The organism is Litchfieldella qijiaojingensis, from assembly GCF_014651875.1.
Classification (GTDB): Bacteria; Pseudomonadota; Gammaproteobacteria; order Pseudomonadales; family Halomonadaceae; genus Litchfieldella; species Litchfieldella qijiaojingensis.
Window position 1 is genome coordinate 71657 of the sequence record NZ_BMXS01000006.1, and the last position, 17609, is coordinate 89265.

15 protein-coding genes are annotated in these 17609 nt (G+C 62.0%); 7 read left to right on the forward strand and 8 right to left on the reverse strand.

Translation table 11 applies throughout. From position 1 onward, the window contains the following. The first annotated feature begins 217 nt into the window (after positions 1-217). Entirely contained in the window at positions 218-760 is a 543-nt protein-coding gene (locus IE093_RS08125; RefSeq protein ID WP_189467989.1) for a hypothetical protein, read from the forward strand. A 37-nt stretch (positions 761-797) separates the two neighbouring features. On the opposite strand, the gene IE093_RS08130 is transcribed toward IE093_RS08125, so the two are convergent. Continuing rightward, on the reverse strand, positions 798-1334 hold the full coding sequence (locus IE093_RS08130; RefSeq protein WP_189467991.1) for an Lrp/AsnC family transcriptional regulator: 537 nt from the start codon (positions 1332-1334) through the stop codon (positions 798-800). A gap of 67 nt (positions 1335-1401) precedes the next feature. Here IE093_RS08130 and IE093_RS08135 point away from each other — a divergent pair, with 67 nt between their 5' ends. After that, positions 1402-2559 carry an MFS transporter gene (locus IE093_RS08135; protein ID WP_189467993.1) on the forward strand — a complete coding sequence of 386 codons (1158 nt, stop codon included), beginning with the start codon at positions 1402-1404 and terminating at the stop codon, positions 2557-2559. Between the two features lie 17 nt (positions 2560-2576). On the opposite strand, the gene IE093_RS08140 is transcribed toward IE093_RS08135, so the two are convergent. Next, entirely contained in the window at positions 2577-3122 is a 546-nt protein-coding gene (locus tag IE093_RS08140) for a cytochrome P460 family protein (RefSeq protein ID WP_189467995.1), read from the reverse strand. A gap of 101 nt (positions 3123-3223) precedes the next feature. Further along, a complete protein-coding gene (ftsH, locus tag IE093_RS08145; RefSeq protein WP_189467997.1) occupies positions 3224-5176 on the reverse strand; it encodes an ATP-dependent zinc metalloprotease FtsH in 1953 nt (650 codons plus the stop codon). Positions 5177-5291: 115 nt separating this feature from the next. Between ftsH and IE093_RS08150 the strand changes: the two genes are divergently transcribed. Continuing rightward, positions 5292-9623 (forward strand): DEAD/DEAH box helicase, encoded by a 4332-nt coding sequence (locus IE093_RS08150; RefSeq protein WP_189467999.1) that lies wholly within the window; start codon positions 5292-5294, stop codon positions 9621-9623. Between the two features lie 495 nt (positions 9624-10118). Here IE093_RS08150 and IE093_RS08155 read toward each other — a convergent pair whose 3' ends face one another. Continuing rightward, on the reverse strand, positions 10119-10376 hold the full coding sequence (locus IE093_RS08155; protein ID WP_189468001.1) for a hypothetical protein: 258 nt from the start codon (positions 10374-10376) through the stop codon (positions 10119-10121). 94 nt (positions 10377-10470) lie between these two features. On the opposite strand from IE093_RS08155, the gene fusA reads away from it, so the two are divergent. Both fusA and IE093_RS08165 read left to right on the forward strand, forming a co-directional pair. Beyond that, the gene (gene fusA / locus IE093_RS08160; RefSeq protein ID WP_189468004.1) at positions 10471-12525 is read left to right on the forward strand and encodes an elongation factor G; all 2055 of its coding nucleotides are present in this window, start codon (positions 10471-10473) and stop codon (positions 12523-12525) included. Between the two features lies 1 nt (position 12526). Then, complete coding sequence (locus IE093_RS08165) at positions 12527-12748, forward strand: hypothetical protein (protein WP_189468006.1); 222 nt, start codon at positions 12527-12529, stop codon at positions 12746-12748. 74 nt (positions 12749-12822) lie between these two features. Here IE093_RS08165 and IE093_RS08170 read toward each other — a convergent pair whose 3' ends face one another. Next, positions 12823-12969 carry a hypothetical protein gene (locus IE093_RS08170; protein ID WP_189468008.1) on the reverse strand — a complete coding sequence of 49 codons (147 nt, stop codon included), beginning with the start codon at positions 12967-12969 and terminating at the stop codon, positions 12823-12825. Between the two features lie 211 nt (positions 12970-13180). Here IE093_RS08170 and IE093_RS08175 point away from each other — a divergent pair, with 211 nt between their 5' ends. Next, complete coding sequence (locus tag IE093_RS08175; RefSeq protein WP_189468010.1) at positions 13181-14188, forward strand: zinc-dependent alcohol dehydrogenase family protein; 1008 nt, start codon at positions 13181-13183, stop codon at positions 14186-14188. A gap of 52 nt (positions 14189-14240) precedes the next feature. On the opposite strand, the gene IE093_RS08180 is transcribed toward IE093_RS08175, so the two are convergent. Genes IE093_RS08180 through IE093_RS22450 form a run of 3 tightly spaced genes read right to left on the reverse strand, consistent with a single transcriptional unit; the run spans position 14241 to position 16343 of the window. After that, complete coding sequence (locus IE093_RS08180; protein ID WP_189468012.1) at positions 14241-14870, reverse strand: MSMEG_1061 family FMN-dependent PPOX-type flavoprotein; 630 nt, start codon at positions 14868-14870, stop codon at positions 14241-14243. A gap of 55 nt (positions 14871-14925) precedes the next feature. Then, positions 14926-16065 carry an FAD-binding oxidoreductase gene (locus tag IE093_RS08185; protein WP_229803391.1) on the reverse strand — a complete coding sequence of 380 codons (1140 nt, stop codon included), beginning with the start codon at positions 16063-16065 and terminating at the stop codon, positions 14926-14928. Next, positions 16065-16343 (reverse strand): FAD-dependent oxidoreductase, encoded by a 279-nt coding sequence (locus tag IE093_RS22450; RefSeq protein ID WP_229803393.1) that lies wholly within the window; start codon positions 16341-16343, stop codon positions 16065-16067. The genes IE093_RS08185 and IE093_RS22450 overlap by 1 nt, the downstream gene beginning before the upstream one ends. 221 nt (positions 16344-16564) lie before the next feature. On the opposite strand from IE093_RS22450, the gene IE093_RS08190 reads away from it, so the two are divergent. Next, complete coding sequence (locus tag IE093_RS08190; protein WP_189468014.1) at positions 16565-17602, forward strand: AraC family transcriptional regulator; 1038 nt, start codon at positions 16565-16567, stop codon at positions 17600-17602. The last annotated feature ends 7 nt before the right edge of the window (positions 17603-17609 follow it).

Here is a 17609-nt window from a genome sequence, read left to right on the forward strand (position 1 = left end):
ACGTTGTGGACATATCCATCAGGCAGTGTAGTGGCCGTGACTCGGGAGGTGGGAACTATTGCCCAGCCGCCGAAATCTGCTGGTGACACGTGGAAGCCACCGAACAATTGACATCGGTCAAGAGTATTTCGAGAGAAGTTACCCTACCTTCCTTAGGACGGACCAGGGGACAGGGGCCGAGAAATGGGATTCACATCTACGGGAGGCCACGACCGTCATGCCATACGATCAACAGGATGTCGCGAAACTGATTCTTATGCCGGAAGAACTGCTTGTTCTGGCCGATACGCACGAAACCCATGAGATGCACCACTATCGGCGTCTCGCCTTCAGTTTCCTGCCCTTCGATGTGGGCATCAGTAAGCTCATGGCCGCACTGGGCGTCGAATGCGAACGACGTCTCGACACGCAAAGGGAAGTCACACAGGAACTGGGATTGTCTGACCTCATCACCACTGGCGAGGCTGGCAATGCGGCACGCTCTCCCTTTGGCAAACACTATTTCTTCATCGTCAATCGAGCCATGGCCATGGCGATGCTGACCCAAGTCATCGCTTCTGCCGATTATTCGCTGCGATTCCATGAGCACTTGCAGAGCGCCAACGCGATGCCCGAGCTGGATCCGATGCTGAAGGGGTTCGTCAAGCAGAAGCAAGCCGAATGCCGCATCCTGCAAGAGAGCCTGGATAGCCTGGAGTCCAGCGTCGACAGCGTCTCGATGCCCGCGATGGCCAGTTATCGTCAGCGATCTCTCTGGTAGTCAGCCGGCCCCTGCGACACCGCTAAGCACGACACCGCTAGGAGATCACCGGGTGTTCGCTTTCCAGCGCCTCGGTGATGCCACCTTGCGGTGTCCTCTCGAGATAGGTCGAGAGCACGACGTAACTACGCGTTGCCTTTACGCCCGGTGTGGCGTAAAGCTTGGCAAGCAACCCTTCGAGCGCCCGGCTGCTTTTGCAGCGCACCTTGAGCAGCATGCAGGTGTCGCCGGCGACGGAGTGGATCTCCTCCAGTTCCGGAAGCTCGGCGAGCGATAGCAGTTCCTGTGTCTTTCCCCACCCCATGGTATCGACGTGCACGAAGGCAAGCAGTGGCTTGCCCGTCGACGGACCGTCCAGTACCGCCACCGTGCCACGAATTCGTCCGGCGGTGCGCAACCGTTTCACGCGCTCATGCACGGCGGGTGCCGAGAGTCCGACGAGACGTCCCAGTTCGGCGTAACTGAGGCCAGCATCCCTCGCCAGTTCACTTAATATCTTTCGGTCGAAGCTATCGAGTGGACGTGCGTCGATATGGCGGTCCCGAATATCTTCTGTTTTTTCATTATTCTGCATATTTTTGATTGTCCGGAAGGAGGTTCGTCAACTAAACAATAATCCTGAACTCAGTTTAGGAACGATCATGATTAGCCGCAATGTCTTGCTCCTCACCGGATCGATTGCCGTCATCGGCGCCAACTCCCTGGTGCTGAGCCCGATTGCCTCCTCTGTCGCTGCCTCGTTTTCCGGAGTCGATGCAGCCGGTGTCATGACCGCGGCGGCCATCTATGGGCTGGCGACGGCGGCCAGTGCTCTGACGCTGGCCTCGGTGGCGGATCGAATCGGCGCCGAGCGCGCCTTGGTACGTGCGTTGCTGATCCTGGTCGTGGCACTGGCGGTGGCGGCACTTTCTCCCACGCTCGTGGTGTTGTGTCTTGCACAAGGGCTGGCCGGCCTGGCGGCAGGAACCGCGCTTCCGGCCATCTATACGCTGGCGGCCCAGGTCGCCGAAAAAGGTCGCGAGAGCGAGACGCTGGGGGTCGTACTGACGGGGTGGACACTGAGCCTCGTTGCGGGTGTCAGCCTTTCCGCCGTGATGGCCGATATCGTGCACTGGCGTGCCGTGTTCGCGGTGCTGGCCTTGGGTGCGGCAGGGCTGGCAATCGGCGTGGGCAGGAGCAAGGCGTGGGGCATGGCCGTGCGCGCGACAGTGCCGACCTCGCCGCTGACGGCATTACGGGTACCTGGAATCAAAGCCGCTTTGCTGAATGTTGCCGCCTACATGACGGCCTTCTATGGCCTTTACACCTATCTTGGCCCGCATCTTGGCGAGTCGCTGAGGCTGCCCACCACCTTCGCCGGGCTGGCGACCTTCGCCTATGGCATGGGTTTCGGACTGGCGGCGCCATTGGGGCGTCTGATCGATCGTTACGGCATGCTCACGGCCGCTGTCGTCACCTTCGCCGGCTTGACGCTCGTCTACCTCGGCATGGCGGCCGCTTCCGGCATGCCCGCCATCTTGCTGGTGCTGTGTGTCGCATGGGGGCTTGCCAATCACATCGGTCTCAACCTGATCGTGCGTGGGCTTACGGAACTCGATCCGTCGCAGCGCGGTGCCATCATGGGGCTTTACAGCACCATCACCTACCTTTGCGTGTTCGCCGGTGCACTTCTCTACCGCCCGCTTTTCGCGTACTTCGGGTTCGCGGCCTGCGCGCTGGTTTCGGCGGCATGCATCGTGCCGGCCTTGGGCTGGTCATTCAGCCGTCTGCCGCCGCGGATGGCGCAAGAGGGGAGCTGATTCGGTCGATGCCCGGGTCACTCGCCCTTGATCCGTGTGATGAATGGCCAAGCGGTAAAGGTGAAGTCCTGATCCGCAACCTGTTGATGGCACTCGAAGCAGGAATCCATGCTCCTATCCTGCCGAGTGCCGTCCGGCTGGAACCAGGCATATTCCCATTCGCCATTGCGTTTCTCTTCGGAATATTCTTCCCCCCAGCCTTGCTCCTTTTGCTGCACGAAAACGTTGGTGATTTCATCGGTGGGGATGAAGCGGCCGTTGGCGTCCCGTAGCGGCTCGCCGTTGTCCGTTAGTTCCGCCTCATGGTCCTCCATGACCACGATGGTGCCTTGCGGTAGTGGCTCGTTCGGCTGTGCCGTCGCCAAGGCATCGGCATTGATGTACATGAAGCGCACGATGGGTGGGTCGCGATCGGGTTTATCCACCGTCGTATAGCGAACGAAGGTGCTGGCGTAGTTTTCCGGGAACTCGACGTTCTCCGGTCCTGCTATCGCGATACCCGCCATCAGCGCCGTGACAGTCGTCGCGAGGCTCAGCCGCCATCGGTTTTTTTGTCGTAGCATGGTGCGCCCTTCCAGATGATGAACGAGCAAAAACCGTTGCCCTGAGGGTGCTTCGATTCCATTCAGGCTTAGGTCAGGGCATTTCGGTTGTCAATCGAACGTCACTTCGGCTGGGCGTCCCGTGATCGGAGGCTTTCTTCCGGGGTTTCGAGGATGCGGCGGATCTCGTCGAACTCCAGGGTTTCATACTGTTCCAACGCGCTGGCGAGGGCGTCGAGACGATCGCGGTGGCGCTCGAGCAATTCACGTCCACGGGACTCGATATCCACCAGAAGCCGACGAACTTCGTCGTCGATCATGGCAGCCGTGGCTTCGCTGTGCTCGCGACCCTGGCCGAGTTCCTTGCCGAGGAAGACGTGTTCCTGGCTTTGTGGGAAGGCGGCGGGGCCAATGCGCTCGTTCATGCCCCAGTGGGCCACCATACGTCTGGCGAGTTGTGTCGCTTGCTGAAGGTCGTTCTCCGCGCCACTGCTGACTTCGCCGAAGACGATGGACTCGGCCAGGCGCCCGCCGAACATCACGGTGATGCGGTCTCGCAGGTAGGATTCGTTGTAGTTGTAGCGCTCTTCCTCGGGAACCTGCGCGGTCACCCCCAGTGCTTGTCCTCGCGGGATGACCGTGACCTTCTCCAGTGGGTCGGCGTTGGGCAGCAGATAGGCCAATAGCGCGTGACCGGCCTCGTGATAGGCCACGATATGTCGCTCTCGCTCGGAAAGTGCCGCTTCCCGTACGTCGCCGAGCAAAATGCGGTCGCGTGCATCGGCGAAACACGCCCAGTCCACCTCGTGTTTCTCACGACGCCCGGCAAGCAGGGCCGCTTCGTTTGCCAGGTTGGCGAGATCGGCGCCGGAGAAGCCGGTGGTGATCTGTGCCAGGCGCTCCAGGGAAACGTCTTCGGCCAAGGGAATGTTCGCCGTATGCACCTGGAGAATCGCATGACGCGCCTGCCGGTGGGGGCGTTCCATGGTGATCTTGCGGTCGAAGCGGCCGGGACGTAGTAACGCCGGATCGAGCACGTCGGGACGGTTGGTGGCGGCTAGCACCACTACCGATTCCTCTACCTCGAAGCCGTCCATCTCGGCGAGGATCTGGTTGAGGGTCTGTTCGCGCTCGTCGTGACCGCCCCCCATGCCGGCGCCACGGGTGCGGCCCACGGAGTCGAGCTCATCGATGAAGATCACCGAGGGCGCTTCGTCCTTGGCCTGTTTGAAGAGATCGCGTACCCGCGAGGCACCGACACCGACGAACATTTCGATGAACTCGGAACCGCTGACACTGAAGAACGGCACGTTGGCCTCACCAGCCACGGCACGTGCCATCAGGGTCTTACCGATGCCGGGCGGCCCCATCATCAGGATGCCGCGTGGGATCTTGGCACCGAGTTGATGGAAGCGTGCCGGGTTCTTGAGAAACTCCACCACTTCGGCGATTTCCCGCTTGGCATTGTCCGAGCCAGCTACGTCACTCATGCGGACATGGCTGTCTTCGCGCCGGATCCTCCTGGCCTTCGACTGGCCTATACCGAAAAGCCCGCCTCCCGACATCGCCTTTTGTTGCATGCGATACCAGAACCAGAACAGCAGGCCGAGGATCAGGATCAGGGGAAGCATTCCCATCAGGAGCTGCTGCCACCATGGCGATTCGGTCGACAAGGCCTTGATATTCACACCATGTTGCTCGAGTCGGTCGAGCAACTGCTGGTGGTCCATCTCCGGGAGCACGGTTTCGAATGCCTGTGCGTCACCGACTTCCAGGTTCCTGCGGCCTTCTTCGGTCAAGGTGCCATCGACTTGCTGGCCCTGCAGGGTAACCTCGTTCACGTAGCCGTCCTCCACGGCTTCCAGGAATTCGGAGTAGCTGAGTTCGGCCTGTGTCGGCTGCTGCTGACCGTCGATGTAGTAGAAGAAAAGCAGGAATCCGAGCGACAACCAGACGAACAGCATCCACTGTTGCCGGAACTTGTTCCGGAACTCCTCGTTCGGGTCCGGCCGGCCATCGTCATGTTGCGCTTGGCCTTGCCGCTTCCCGTTCCGCCGATCGTCCCGCTGTGTCATGGACACTCCATAGGCAATCAGGCTTTACTTGAACCATGGTGCCGTCAGCGAGGTTTTACAAGGCATTTTCCGGTCGAGGATCATGAGTCCGTGGTTACCGGCGAGGTTTATGGTCATGCCACTCAACGCCTTTCATTCTGCTGTCCAGGCCTGGTTCGAGCGCGATCTTGGCGTGCCCACCGAGGTTCAGGCCCGAGCCTGGCCGGCGATTGGCGATGGTGGCCATGTGCTGATCGCCGCGCCAACCGGCTCCGGCAAGACCCTAGCGGCCTTCCTGGCCGCCATCGATGGCTTGGTGCATCGCGGTCTGGAGGAGGAACTGCCCGACGAGACAGTGGTGCTCTACGTTTCGCCGCTGCGGGCGTTGTCCAACGATATCCAGCGCAACTTGCAGGCGCCGTTGGCGGGCATCGGTGCGGAGTTGGCGGAACGTGGCCTAGCCGAACCGGGGATCCGCGCCTGGGTGCGCACCGGCGACACGCCTGCCGGAGACCGCGAGCGCATGCGCAAGCGACCGCCCCATATCGTGGTCACCACCCCCGAATCGCTCTACATACTGCTGACTTCGGAATCGGGCCGGCGCATGCTCTCCAGCGTGCGCTCGGTGATCGTCGACGAGATCCACGCCGTCGCCGGCACCAAGCGCGGTTCGCACCTGGCACTGTCGCTGGAGCGGTTGGCAGCGCTGACCGATACGCCACCGCAGCGCATCGGGCTGTCCGCCACGCAAAAGCCGGTGGAGGAAGTTGCCGCCTTCCTCACTGGCGGCACCGAATGCACGGTGATCGATACCGGCCATGTACGCGAGCGTGACCTGGCCATCGCAGTGCCCGGCTCGCCGCTGGCCGCGGTGATGGCCAACGAGGTTTGGGAGGAGGTCTACGATCGCCTGGCGGCATTGGTGGAGAAGCACCGTACCACCCTGATCTTTGCCAATACCCGTCGAGTTTGCGAGCGGGTAGCGCGCCACTTGGCCGATCGCCTGGGCGAGGCGGTGGTGACCTCGCATCATGGCAGCCTGGCTCGCGAACATCGCCTGCAGGCGGAACAGCGTCTCAAGCACGGAGAGCTGCGTGCACTGGTGGCCACGGCATCGTTGGAACTGGGCATCGACATCGGCGAGGTCGACCTGGTCTGTCAGCTTGGTTCGCCGCGCTCCATGGCCGCTTTTCTGCAGCGGGTGGGGCGTTCCGGCCACGGCGTTGGGCGTTTGCCCAAGGGACGACTGTTTCCGCTGACCCGCGACGACCTGCTGGAGTGCACGGCATTGATGGGAGCCGTCAAAGCGGGCGACCTGGACCGCCTGCATATCCCCGAGGGGCCGCTGGACGTATTGGCCCAGCAGGTGGTGGCCGAAGTTGCCGGTGCGGGAGAATACGACGAGGAAGTACTATTCCAGCAACTGACCGCGGCCTGGTCGTATCGCGCATTGAGCCGGGAGAGCTTCGATGCGGTGTTGCAGATGCTCGCCGATGGTTACACCACGCGTCGCGGGCGACGTGGTGCCTATCTGCACCGCGACCGGGTCAACGGTCGGCTGCGGCCGCGGCGAGCCGCGCGGTTGGTGGCGCTGACCAACGGCGGCGCGATACCCGATCAGTTCGATTACGACGTGATGCTGCAGCCCGAGGATATCCGCGTCGGCACGGTCAACGAGGACTTCGCCTTCGAAAGTATGCCAGGCGATGTCTTCCAACTCGGCAACCAGGGCTATCGCATTCTCAAGGTGGCGACCGGGCGTGTGTTCGTCGAGGACGCCAAGGGCGCGCCGCCGAGCATTCCCTTCTGGTTCGGCGAGGCACCGGCGCGTACCGAGGAGCTGTCCCAGGCAGTGTCGCATCTGCGCGCCGGTGTGGATGAACGCCTGGCGGACGGCGGCGAAGACGCTGCGTACGAGTGGCTGGAAACGAACTATGGCCTCTCCTGCGAGGCGGCCGAGCAGCTTGCCGCATATCTGGCACGGGCGCGGGCGGCACTCGGCGTCGTGCCCAGCCAGGCGCACTTGGTGCTCGAACGCTTCTTCGACGAGGCCGGTGACATGCACTTGGTATTGCATGCCCCATTCGGCTCGCGACTCAATCGCGCCTGGGGGTTGGCGCTGCGCAAGCGCTTGTGCCGCAAGTTCAATTTCGAGCTTCAGGCGGCGGCGCTGGAGGACACCATCGTGCTATCGCTGGGCCCCACCCACAGCTTTCCGCTCGACGAGGTATGGGGCTATCTGAACAGCAAGACGGTGCGCGAGGTGTTGATCCAGGCGCTGCTCGATGCGCCGATGTTCGGCATGCGCTGGCGCTGGAACGCCTCCATCGGCTTGGCGGTGCCGCGTACCCGCAATGGCCGACGGCGCCCACCGCAATTGCAGCGTCAGGATGCCGAGGACCTGCTGTCGGTGGTGTTTCCCGACCAATTGGCCTGTGCCGAGAACCTGGCCGGTGCCCGCGAGATTCCCGACCATCCGCTGGTTTCCCAAACACTGCATGATTGCCTGACAGAGGCCATGAACGTGTCTGGACTGGAACGCCTGCTCGAACGACTGGAGCAGGGGGAAATCGTCGTGAGCAGCCGGCATCTCGCCGTACCCTCGCCGTTGGCGGAAGAGGTGGTTAATGCCCGGCCTTACGCCTTTCTCGACGACGGTGCCCAGGAGGAGCGTCGTACCCTCAGCGTGCGTACCGGCGACGCCCTGGACGTGGCGGATGTCGCCGCCTCGGCCCGCTACGACCCCGAGGTCGTGCGTCGCGTGTGTGATGAGGCCTGGCCGGAGCCACGCGATGCGGACGAACTTTACGATGCCCTGGTGCTGAGTGGGTTCATCACCGCTAGCGAGGGGGCCGGGTGGCAGTCCTGGTTCGAGTCTCTGGCCACGTCACGCCGCGCCACGGTCGTCTCGGTTCCAGGAGGCGATACGCTGTGGGTCGCCGCCGAGCGGCTGGCCGAGTTGTGTGAGCTCCAGCCACAGGCGACGCTTGCTCCAACCATCGAGGCGGTGGGGGCGATGCCCGACGATACCGACACGGCCCTGATCGAGTTATTGCGCTCGCGCCTCGAGGCGCTCGGGCCAACGACCGCCACGGTACTTGCCGCTCCGCTGGGAGTGACGATGGAGCGGGTGACGACTGCGCTGGCTCGACTGGAAACCGAAGGTTTCGTGCTGCAGGGCAGCTTTGCCGGCGGCTCCAGCGAAGTCGAGTGGTGCGAGCGGCGCCTGCTGGCGCGGATGCATCGCTATGCCGTCGATCGTAAGCGTGCAGAGATCGAGCCTGTCAGCATCCAGCACTATCTGCGCTTTTTGTTCGACTGGCATGGCTTGTCAGAGCGGCCGGAAGGGGTAGAGGCGTTGGCTGCCGCCGTGGAGCGGCTGGAGGGTTTCCCGGTGGCGGCAGGGGCTTGGGAGCAGGATGTGCTACCGGCGCGCATTGCGCATTATTCCTCCTATCTGCTGGATCAACTGCTCGCCAGCGGTCGTTTCGTGTGGTTGCGCCTGGTGTCACCGCGAGTGGCGGCGGACGATGAGCGCCACCGCCCGGGGCCACTGCGCAACACGCCGATCGCACTGATCGAGCGACAAGCGCTGGGTGACTGGCGTGCCGCCGCACCGGGCCCCGATGCCGAGGCGTTACCACTCTCTGGCGGTGCCCGTAGGGTGCTGGAGGCACTGCAGGCCGGTGGGGCGATGTTCTTCGCCGACTTGCTCGCGCCCACGCGCATGCTGCGCACCCAGGTGGAGGAAGCGCTGGGCGAGCTGGCGGCCTGGGGCCTGGTCACTTCCGATACCTTCAACGGCCTGCGGGCGTTGATCGCGCCTGCCCACAAGCGCCCGCCGATTGGCTCGGCCGGCCGGCGGCGTCGCCGACGCCAGGCACCGGGCGTGGAGACCGGAGGTCGCTGGTCATGGCTGCCGGTACCGGAACCTGAAGACACCGCCTTGACACGGCGGATCGCCACCGACCTGGAAAGTCTGGAGCATATCGCCTGGGTATTGCTGCAGCGCTACGGTGTGGTATTCCGGCGGGTGCTGGAACGCGAGTCGGCGTTGCCACCTTGGCGCGAGCTGCTTTACGTCTATCGTCGCCTGGAGGCACGCGGAGAGATTCGCGGGGGGCGTTTCGTGCAACAGTTCTCGGGCGAGCAATTCGCGTTGCCCGAGGCGGTGGGAGCACTCAAGGCCATGCGCAAGCGTGAGCCGGACGGCACCCGCGTTGTGGTTTCAGCCGCCGACCCGCTCAACCTGCTGGGGATTCTCACCCCCGGGGCGCGCCTGCCGGCGGTATCCGGCAATCGGCTGCTCTATCGCGACGGAGTGCCGGAAGCAGTACTGCAAAATGGTGATGTCCACGCACTGGAGTCACTGTCCGCCACGGATCAGTGGCAGGCGCAGGATCTGCTGCGGCGTGGAGCTGGTTACCGTCCATCTTCATCGCAGAGTCAGACATCGCACATGGCGTGACTCATGGAACGATGCGTAAGCGGCGGCGTCCTATCAAAGCATGATAGCAATCCCTCGTATAAGAAATGCGGCGTGCATGCTTGACGTGGGGTGAGCGGCGTGGCCCATCTCCGCTCGAGCTTGCCCACCGGGGAGAAGTGCCCCATGAACGCCTTCGCCAAGTTGGCTCTCGCCTCCATCGTGGGTCTGTCGATCTCGGTTGCCCCCTTGTCTGCCACCGAAAGCAGGGCGGCGGGCGTGTTCGTGCACGGGGGGGCGCATCAAGTCGCGGGAGTACATGTCGGTGGGGTGCTGGTGGTGCACGGCCACGGGCATCCTTCGACGTCGGTCGTGATCATCAAACGGCATCATGGGAAGCGGCATGGCTTCCATAGGCGGCACCATGAGCCGAGGCGTCCCATTGGTATTCGTCACGAGGCACTACAGGGCGAATTCGACGAGGGTGTTCGCTTCCTGAGCCCTCGGCGAGGGCGGCACCATCGATTCGATCATGGGTTACGGCGGCACCACCGATTCGATCATGGGGTACGGCGGCACCATCGATTCGATCATGGGGTACGGCGGCACCATCGATTCGATCATGGGATACGGCGGCACCATCGATTCGATCATGAGCGGATACGGCAGCACCGTTTCGGCGTTGGGCACTTTGGCACACGGCTGCGGGATGACGTTCGTGGCATGCAGCCACGAGGGACAGGCAGCATCCGGCCACGCGAGCGTCACTCTTTTGGTAGCCCGCTCATCAAGCATGAGTCGGGGTTCGGGGCCTCAACATGGAGATAACTGCTACCCTTTCAAGAACACTACCTACCCATGACACGCCACCCATAGCGGGGGGGAAACCATGCCCGATCGATCCCCTGAGTGCATTCGTAATATTGCCCTGACCGGCGCGGCCGGGGCTGGCAAGACGACCTTGGCCGAGGCCCTGTTGGCCATGGCTGGTGTCGTGAATGATGCCGGAAGTGTGGAGAAAGGCTCCACGATCAGCGACACCGCCCCCCAGGAGAAGGCCCTGCAGCACTCCATCACCGCGTCGGTGATGGGGCTCGAATGGGGAAAAACGTGGATCGACCTTATCGACACGCCTGGCTATGCCGACTTTCAGGGGGCTGCTTTGTCGATCCTGCCCGCCGTGGAAACGGTGGCAGTGGTGGTCAATGCTCGTAGCGGGATTGATGCCGCCACCCGGCGGATGATGCAGTGGGCCGAGGCTCGCAGGCTGTGTCGGTTGATCGTGATCAACCAGATCGATGCCGCGCCCTCCGGGCTATCCGCACTGTCGGACGAGATTCGCGCCACTTTCGGCCCGCAATGCCTGCCGCTCAACTTGCCTGCATCGGGCGCGGAACGAGTGTCGGACTGCTTTTTCGCTCCCGACGGCGAGTCGGACTTTTCCTCCGTCGCCGAGACTCACGAGATGCTGGTCGATCAAGTGGTGGAACTCGACGAGGAATTGATGGCTGTGTATCTGGAGCAGGGCGAGGAACTCGACCCGGAACAACTCCATGAGCCTTTCGAGGCGGCACTGCGCGACGGGCACTTGGTGCCCGTTTGTTTTACCTCGGCCACCACCGGTGCCGGAGTGCGCGAGTTGCTGGAGGTGTTCTCACGGCTGATGCCCAATCCGCTGGAGGGCAATCCGCCGCCCTTTCTACGCGAAGACGAAGACGGCAAAGGCACGCGCGAGTACCGAGCCCGCCCGGACCCCGATGCCCATGTGCTGGCGCATGTGGTCAAGATCGAGCACGACCCATTCCTCGGCAAGATGGCGGTGTTCCGCGTCCATCAAGGTACCGTCACCCGGGATACCCGGTTGTTCGCGGGCGACGCACGCAAGGCATTCCGGGTGGGAACTCTGTTTCGTCTCCAGGGGCGGCAACACTTGGACGTGTCGCGCTGCGGCCCTGGCGAGATCTGTGCCCTGGCTAAGGTGGACGAGGTGACCTTCGACACCGTACTGCACGACTCCCACGACGAGGACCATATCCATCTGCGCCCCGTGGAACTGCCCGCTCCGGTGTTCGGGTTGGCGATTCAGGCAACGCGCCACGGCGACGAACAGAAGCTCTGGGAAGCGCTGGCGAAGATGGTCGAGGAAGACCCAGGCCTGCAGGTGGAGCAGGACCCCGCGACCCAGGAAACGGTGCTCCGTGGGCTGGGGGAACTGCATCTGCGCATGGCCCTGGAACGCCTGAGCGAGCGTTACCGCGTGGAGGTCGAGACCAGTCCGCCTTCCATTGCCTACCGGGAAACCATCACCATGCCGGCCGAGGGGCATTGCCGGCACAAGAAGCAGACCGGCGGCGCCGGCCAGTTCGGTGAGGTGTTCCTGCGCGTGGAGCCGCTGGAGCGAGGCCAGGGCTTCGAGTTCGTGGACACCATCCGTGGCGGCGTCATCCCGGGTTCGTTGCTACCGGCGGTGGAAAAGGGCGTTCGCCAGGCCATGGCGAGTGGAGCGATTGCCGGCTATCGGTTGCAGGACATCCGAGTCACTGTCCACGATGGCAAGACTCATCCGGTGGATTCCAAGGAGATCGCCTTCGTCATCGCTGGTCGCAAGGCCTTCCTGGATGCCGTGCACAAGGCTGGCCCTATCGTGCTGGAGCCCATGGCGGAACTGGTGGTCGAGGCCCCGGGTACTGCCATGGGGGACATCACCGCCGACCTGTCGGCAAGCCGTGGGCGTATCCAGGATACCCGCTCGATGAGCGATCAAGTCAGCATTCATGCGGTGGTGCCTCTAGCCGAAGTGGCGGACTACCCCAATCGTCTCAATGCCATGACCGGTGGCTCAGGCACCTATACCCTGCAGTTCAGTCATTACGAACCGGCCCCTGACAACGTCCAGCGGCGTTTGATGCAGGACTATCGGCCGACGAAGGAAGAGGAAGCATGATATGACTCAGACTGTCTCGGCTGCTTACGACAACATAGACAAGGCCATCAACGCCTTCGATGAACTGGTGTCCGACGGGTTTCCTCGTGAGTCGCTCTTCCTCGACAAAGAAACCAATCAGGTCAAGGTGATCGTCCCTGACCCGGTGCAGCGGGAAGCGGAAGAGATTCTGCGGCGCCATGAACCGGAGCGGGTCTGGGCGCAGCCATTTCAGCCCCAGTAGGCCGTAGACATGACACGACCCGGAAGACCGGGTCGTGTAGTTCTGCGATGAAATAGCGTTAGGCGTAACCCCATTCAATGCCTGCGGTGGCGGCGCTCCCGCTCGTCGATACGCACTGGCTGGCGCGTGAGGTGCCGCTTGCCTCCAACGCCGGCATGGATGGCAATGGCCAGGATGGCTGCGGCGGCCAAGCCAACGGTTAGAGTCTCGATGGTTCCCATTGGGCTCCTCCTGCTGACGTGTGGGGTTGCGACACCTGGGGCTGACTGGCTCCGTCGGCGCCATGCATCGGTGAGTTCTAGCATAGACAGCATCGACGCGATTAGGTGCCCTGCTATCTTACCTTAAGCGTAGATCATCCCCGCTTCCTGGTGTTTTTCCATTGCTAGCGGTTGTCAACGAGGAAGCATGACAACGGAGAGGAGAATATCGATGAAGGTCGCAGCAGTGCGCAGCCCCGGTGGTCTGGATCGTCTCGAAATCAACGATGGGGCGGAACCCGCTGAGCCAGGGCCGGGTGAGATTCGCGTTCGCGTGCATGCCAGTTCACTCAACTACCACGACTATGGCGTCGTCTCGGGAAGAAAGCCGACCGGAGACGGCCGCATCCCGATGTCCGACGGAGCCGGGGTGGTCGAGGCAGTGGGCACAGGTGTCGAAGAGTTCGTGGTAGGTGATGCGGTCGTCTCCACCTTCTTCCCGACCTGGCTGGACGGCCCGGCGCGAATAGGCGACTTCACCACCGTCCCCGGTGACGGCGTCGACGGTTATGCCTGCGAGCAGGTGGTGCGCCCGGCGACCTGGTTCACGCATGCACCCAAGGGATACCGCCACGCCGAGGCGGCGACGCTGACTACCGCCGGGCTCACTGCGTGGCGGGCGCTGGTGGTCGACGGTAACCTCAAGGCCGGCGATACGGTGCTGACGCTGGGTACCGGCGGTGTGTCGATCTTCGCCCTGCAGTTCGCAAAATTGATGGGCGCGCGGGTGATTGCTACCTCCTCGTCCGACGAGAAGATCGAACGACTCAAGGAGCTAGGCGCCGATCACACGCTCAACTACAAGCGCGAGCCGGAGTGGGGGGCACACGTGAAGGAGTTGAACGGCGGGCGCGGCGTCGATCATGTCATCGAGGTCGGTGGTTCTGGCACGTTGCCGCAGTCCATCGAGGCCGTACGCATCGGTGGGCATATTTCGATGATCGGTGTGCTCACCGGTCGTGTAGGGGAAGTGCCCACCGCCAAGCTGATGGCCAAGCAGGCCCGCCTGCAGGGCCTGATCGTGGGCAGCCGACAGCATCAGATCGAGATGATCCGCGCCCTTGAGGCAGGCAGCATGCGACCGGTGATCGATCGTAGCTTCTCGCTGGAAGAGATCGCCGACGCCTTCCGATACGAGGAGGCGGGACGCCACTTCGGCAAGATCTGCCTGGAATTTTGATGGAGAAATGGATCGCCATTGGGGTGGGATATCGGACTGGCAGCCTGCGACATCAATACAGCCGTTTCTGTCCGTCATCGTCGATGATCGCCTGCATTTGAGGCACGCTGGCCTCGAGAGCGCCATGCGCTACCATCGCCTCGGCAAGTGAAGGTACCTCTCGCGTGTCGGGCCAGTGTGCTGGGTTCCACAGGTGTGAGCGCACGATGCATTTGGGGCAGTGCATGAACGCTGCTTCGACGCTCACGACAAGAACAAGGTTGGGTGCTTTTCCCGCCACCGCCAGTCGTTCCTGTAGCGCCTTGTCTCGTACGATACACGCCTTACCCCTGACTCGCAGGGTGTCGCCAATCCCTGGAATCAGGAATATCAATCCGACCTGCGGATGTACGAGCAGATTTTCGAAACTGTCGACCCGGTTGTTTCCGAGTCGATCCGGGATCGCTAATGTGTTCGCATCGAGTACGGCGACAAATCCTGCTGGGTCGCCTTTTGGCGAGAGATCCAACCGATTTTCCAGCCCGCGTGTCGCCACGACGACAAAAGGTGATGCGGCAATGAAGCGCGCACAGATATCGTCTATATGGTCGATCACCTTGTGACTGACCTTGCGGCTGGGTTCCTTTATCAATTCACGAAGCCGCACACGCGAGGTGATGACTTCGTCAAATCGCCTTTCCATGATTCGCTCCTGATCGGACGGGGCCTGATAGAGTCACAGGCCCCTTCCAATGTCATTAGGCGGTTTTTGCCAATGTCGCGGGCGTGATGTTCTGATTCATTCGAAACAGGTTTTCGGGATCGAATTGCTGTTTCACCTGTTGGAGCCGGGCGTAGTTGTGGCTGTAGGCGCTATCGATACGCTGTGTTTCGTCCTCGGTAAGGAAATTGACGTAACCACCGCCGGTGGCAAACGGTGCGGTATCGCGGAACACGTTACGCGACCAGTCTCGTATGCGTTCGTCTTCACTGGCGTCGCGCCACCGACCATGCACGTTCATGACGAAGTTGGCATCGCGTCCGGCATAGGCCGTATCGGTTTCGGCGATCTCGCCAGCCACACCGCCCAACTGGGCGACGAATATTTCGCACTCGGGGCCGGGTAGCATCCTGGCGGAATCGATCAGTGTGTCGATCAGTTCATCCGTGATCATGTTGAAGTTATTCGACTTCCAGTAGTTTCTGGCGCCCTCTGTAAGGAGTGGATCGAAGGCGGTCTGGAAGTCGGCATAGGGTTGTCCTCCCAATGCACTGCCGAGTGGGTTGCCGAAGTCGAGCAGCGAAGCCGTTAGCTGCTTGCCTTTTTCGAGGTCGCCGTTAAATGCCGCAGCGAAAACCACCACTGGCAGGCCATGGGACGACTCAGGAAGAAATGGTAGGGGCGGGGCTTGACGCAGTACCGTCCAGACACTGAGCTCCCTCGGGGCATTGGCAATGAAATCGCGCCAGGCACGTAGCACCTGCTGTGCCTCGGCAAACGGGTAAACGACCAATCCTGCATGAATCAGAGGACCTACAGGGTGCAGTTGGAATTCGAAAGAGGTGACGATGCCGAAGTTCCCGCCCCCGCCGCGAATGCCCCAGAACAATTCAGGCTCCTGTGTCGCCGAAACGACATGACGTTGGCCGTCGGCCGTCACGATATCGGCAGAAACGAGGTTGTCGATGGTCAAGCCATGCTGACGCGTGAGCCAGCCGAAGCCGCCGCCGAGGCAGAGTCCGGCAACTCCGGTCGTGGAATTGATGCCCAGCGGGGTCGCCAGTCCATAAGCCTGTGTCTCGCGGTCGACATCGCCGAGCAATGCACCTGCGCCGACACGCGCCGTTTTCTTCTCGGGGTCGACGCGCACGCTGCGCATTGACGATAGATCGATCATCAATCCCCCAGATGGCCGCCCCCGCGAACACTGACTAACATATGGTGAGTTCGTGCAAAGTCGATCGCATTGCATACATCCTGCGTGCCGAGGCAGCGGGCAATCAGTGCTGGACGGCGATCTACCATCGCATTCCATATGGCACGTGTTTCGTCGTAGCCTTCGTCCGTTGCGGTGAGAACACCGCCACGAATATGCTGAGCCAGTTCGGCGACCACGTCGGGGGACAGCGAAGCCGATGCCCCGTCGAGGGTTTGATAGATCAGGTGTTGTTGCATGGGAATCTTCCTTTGAATTCAAGTGCCTGTGACATGCGGAGGCATGACCCGAACTTGCGGCGGCGTATCGTTGCGTGTTGCAAGAGGAAGTATGCGAGTTTGGAATCATGCTTAACTGCCTCAGGTTCCAGCACACATAGCCAAAAGTCCGGTTTGTCACGGTTCACTGAGTTCGCTGTGTCGATGACAGAGCGCTGCATTACTCACCCCAGAGAAAGTTCATGAGTCAGGACACGTTGTCTGAGGTGTTACGCAGCATCCGCTTGCGAGGGGCGGTGTTCTATCACGTCGAAGGCAATGCCAGTTGGGTGAGCGAGGCACCGGCTGCCATCGATGTCGCTGACCTGATCATGCCGGGGATCGAGCATGTCATGGCCTATCACGTACTTACCCATGGCTCGTGCTGGGCCACTGTGATCGGCAAAACACCGGTTCCCTTGCAGGAAGGCGACGTGGTGGTGTTTCCCCGTGGCGACCCGCATGTGATGTCGAGCGAGCCAGGTATGCGTGGCCAGCTGGATATGCACCCATATCAGCTGCCACGCCCGGAGCAGTTGCCGTTCTTCGCCAGCCGGAAAGGTGATTCCCTCTCGATGTCACGGTTTGACCGAGGAAGTGGACAGGTTGATGCGACGTTGGTGTGTGGCTTCTTCGGTTGCGATGCACGCCCTTTCAATCCATTGCTCGCCAGCTTGCCGCATCTCCTCCATGTACGTGCGGGGCAGGACAGGGCTGAAGATTGGATAACCCACTTCATCCGTTTTGCGCTTTCCGAATCGGTCCACAAGCGTCCAGGGGGTGAAGCTCTGCTCGAGCGGTTGAGCGAGACCATGTTCGTCGAGTTGGTGCGTCGTTACCTTGAGGAGATGCCGGAAGGGCAATCGAACTGGCTTGCCGGCTTGCGTGATCGCTATGTGGGGCGTGCGTTAGCGCTGTTGCATGAGCGGCCCGGCGATACTTGGACGATCGACAAGCTCGCCGACCGAATCGGTTTGTCACGCTCGGCATTGCACGAGCGCTTCGCCCGGTTTACCGGCCATCCCCCGATGCAATATCTGACTAAATGGCGAATGCAGGTGGCCGCTGGGTTGTTGCGGCAATCGAATGCCCCACTTGCCTCGATCGCGCTCGAAGTAGGCTATGAGTCGGAGACAGCGTTCAGCCGCGCATTTCGGCGCGAAACCGGAATGCCACCGGCCGCGTGGCGGCGTGAGCAGTCACGGATGGCGGAGCGTGCCATGACAGAGCGCTCGGTCTGATGGATGA

What these genes read in the sequence shown, in the direction of transcription:
- IE093_RS08125 (WP_189467989.1), top strand. Translation starts at nt 218, where the DNA reads ATGCCATACGATCAACAGGATGTCGCGAAACTGATTCTTATGCCGGAA.
- IE093_RS08185 (WP_229803391.1), bottom strand. Translation starts at nt 16,065, where the DNA reads ATGATCGATCTATCGTCAATGCGCAGCGTGCGCGTCGACCCCGAGAAG.
- IE093_RS08150 (WP_189467999.1), top strand. Translation starts at nt 5,292, where the DNA reads ATGCCACTCAACGCCTTTCATTCTGCTGTCCAGGCCTGGTTCGAGCGC.
- IE093_RS08170 (WP_189468008.1), bottom strand. Translation starts at nt 12,969, where the DNA reads ATGGGAACCATCGAGACTCTAACCGTTGGCTTGGCCGCCGCAGCCATC.
- IE093_RS08165 (WP_189468006.1), top strand. Translation starts at nt 12,527, where the DNA reads ATGACTCAGACTGTCTCGGCTGCTTACGACAACATAGACAAGGCCATC.
- IE093_RS08180 (WP_189468012.1), bottom strand. Translation starts at nt 14,870, where the DNA reads ATGGAAAGGCGATTTGACGAAGTCATCACCTCGCGTGTGCGGCTTCGT.
- IE093_RS08140 (WP_189467995.1), bottom strand. Translation starts at nt 3,122, where the DNA reads ATGCTACGACAAAAAAACCGATGGCGGCTGAGCCTCGCGACGACTGTC.
- IE093_RS08190 (WP_189468014.1), top strand. Translation starts at nt 16,565, where the DNA reads ATGAGTCAGGACACGTTGTCTGAGGTGTTACGCAGCATCCGCTTGCGA.
- IE093_RS08175 (WP_189468010.1), top strand. Translation starts at nt 13,181, where the DNA reads ATGAAGGTCGCAGCAGTGCGCAGCCCCGGTGGTCTGGATCGTCTCGAA.
- IE093_RS08155 (WP_189468001.1), bottom strand. Translation starts at nt 10,376, where the DNA reads ATGCTTGATGAGCGGGCTACCAAAAGAGTGACGCTCGCGTGGCCGGAT.
- IE093_RS08135 (WP_189467993.1), top strand. Translation starts at nt 1,402, where the DNA reads ATGATTAGCCGCAATGTCTTGCTCCTCACCGGATCGATTGCCGTCATC.
- fusA (WP_189468004.1), top strand. Translation starts at nt 10,471, where the DNA reads ATGCCCGATCGATCCCCTGAGTGCATTCGTAATATTGCCCTGACCGGC.
- ftsH (WP_189467997.1), bottom strand. Translation starts at nt 5,176, where the DNA reads ATGACACAGCGGGACGATCGGCGGAACGGGAAGCGGCAAGGCCAAGCG.
- IE093_RS22450 (WP_229803393.1), bottom strand. Translation starts at nt 16,343, where the DNA reads ATGCAACAACACCTGATCTATCAAACCCTCGACGGGGCATCGGCTTCG.
- IE093_RS08130 (WP_189467991.1), bottom strand. Translation starts at nt 1,334, where the DNA reads ATGCAGAATAATGAAAAAACAGAAGATATTCGGGACCGCCATATCGAC.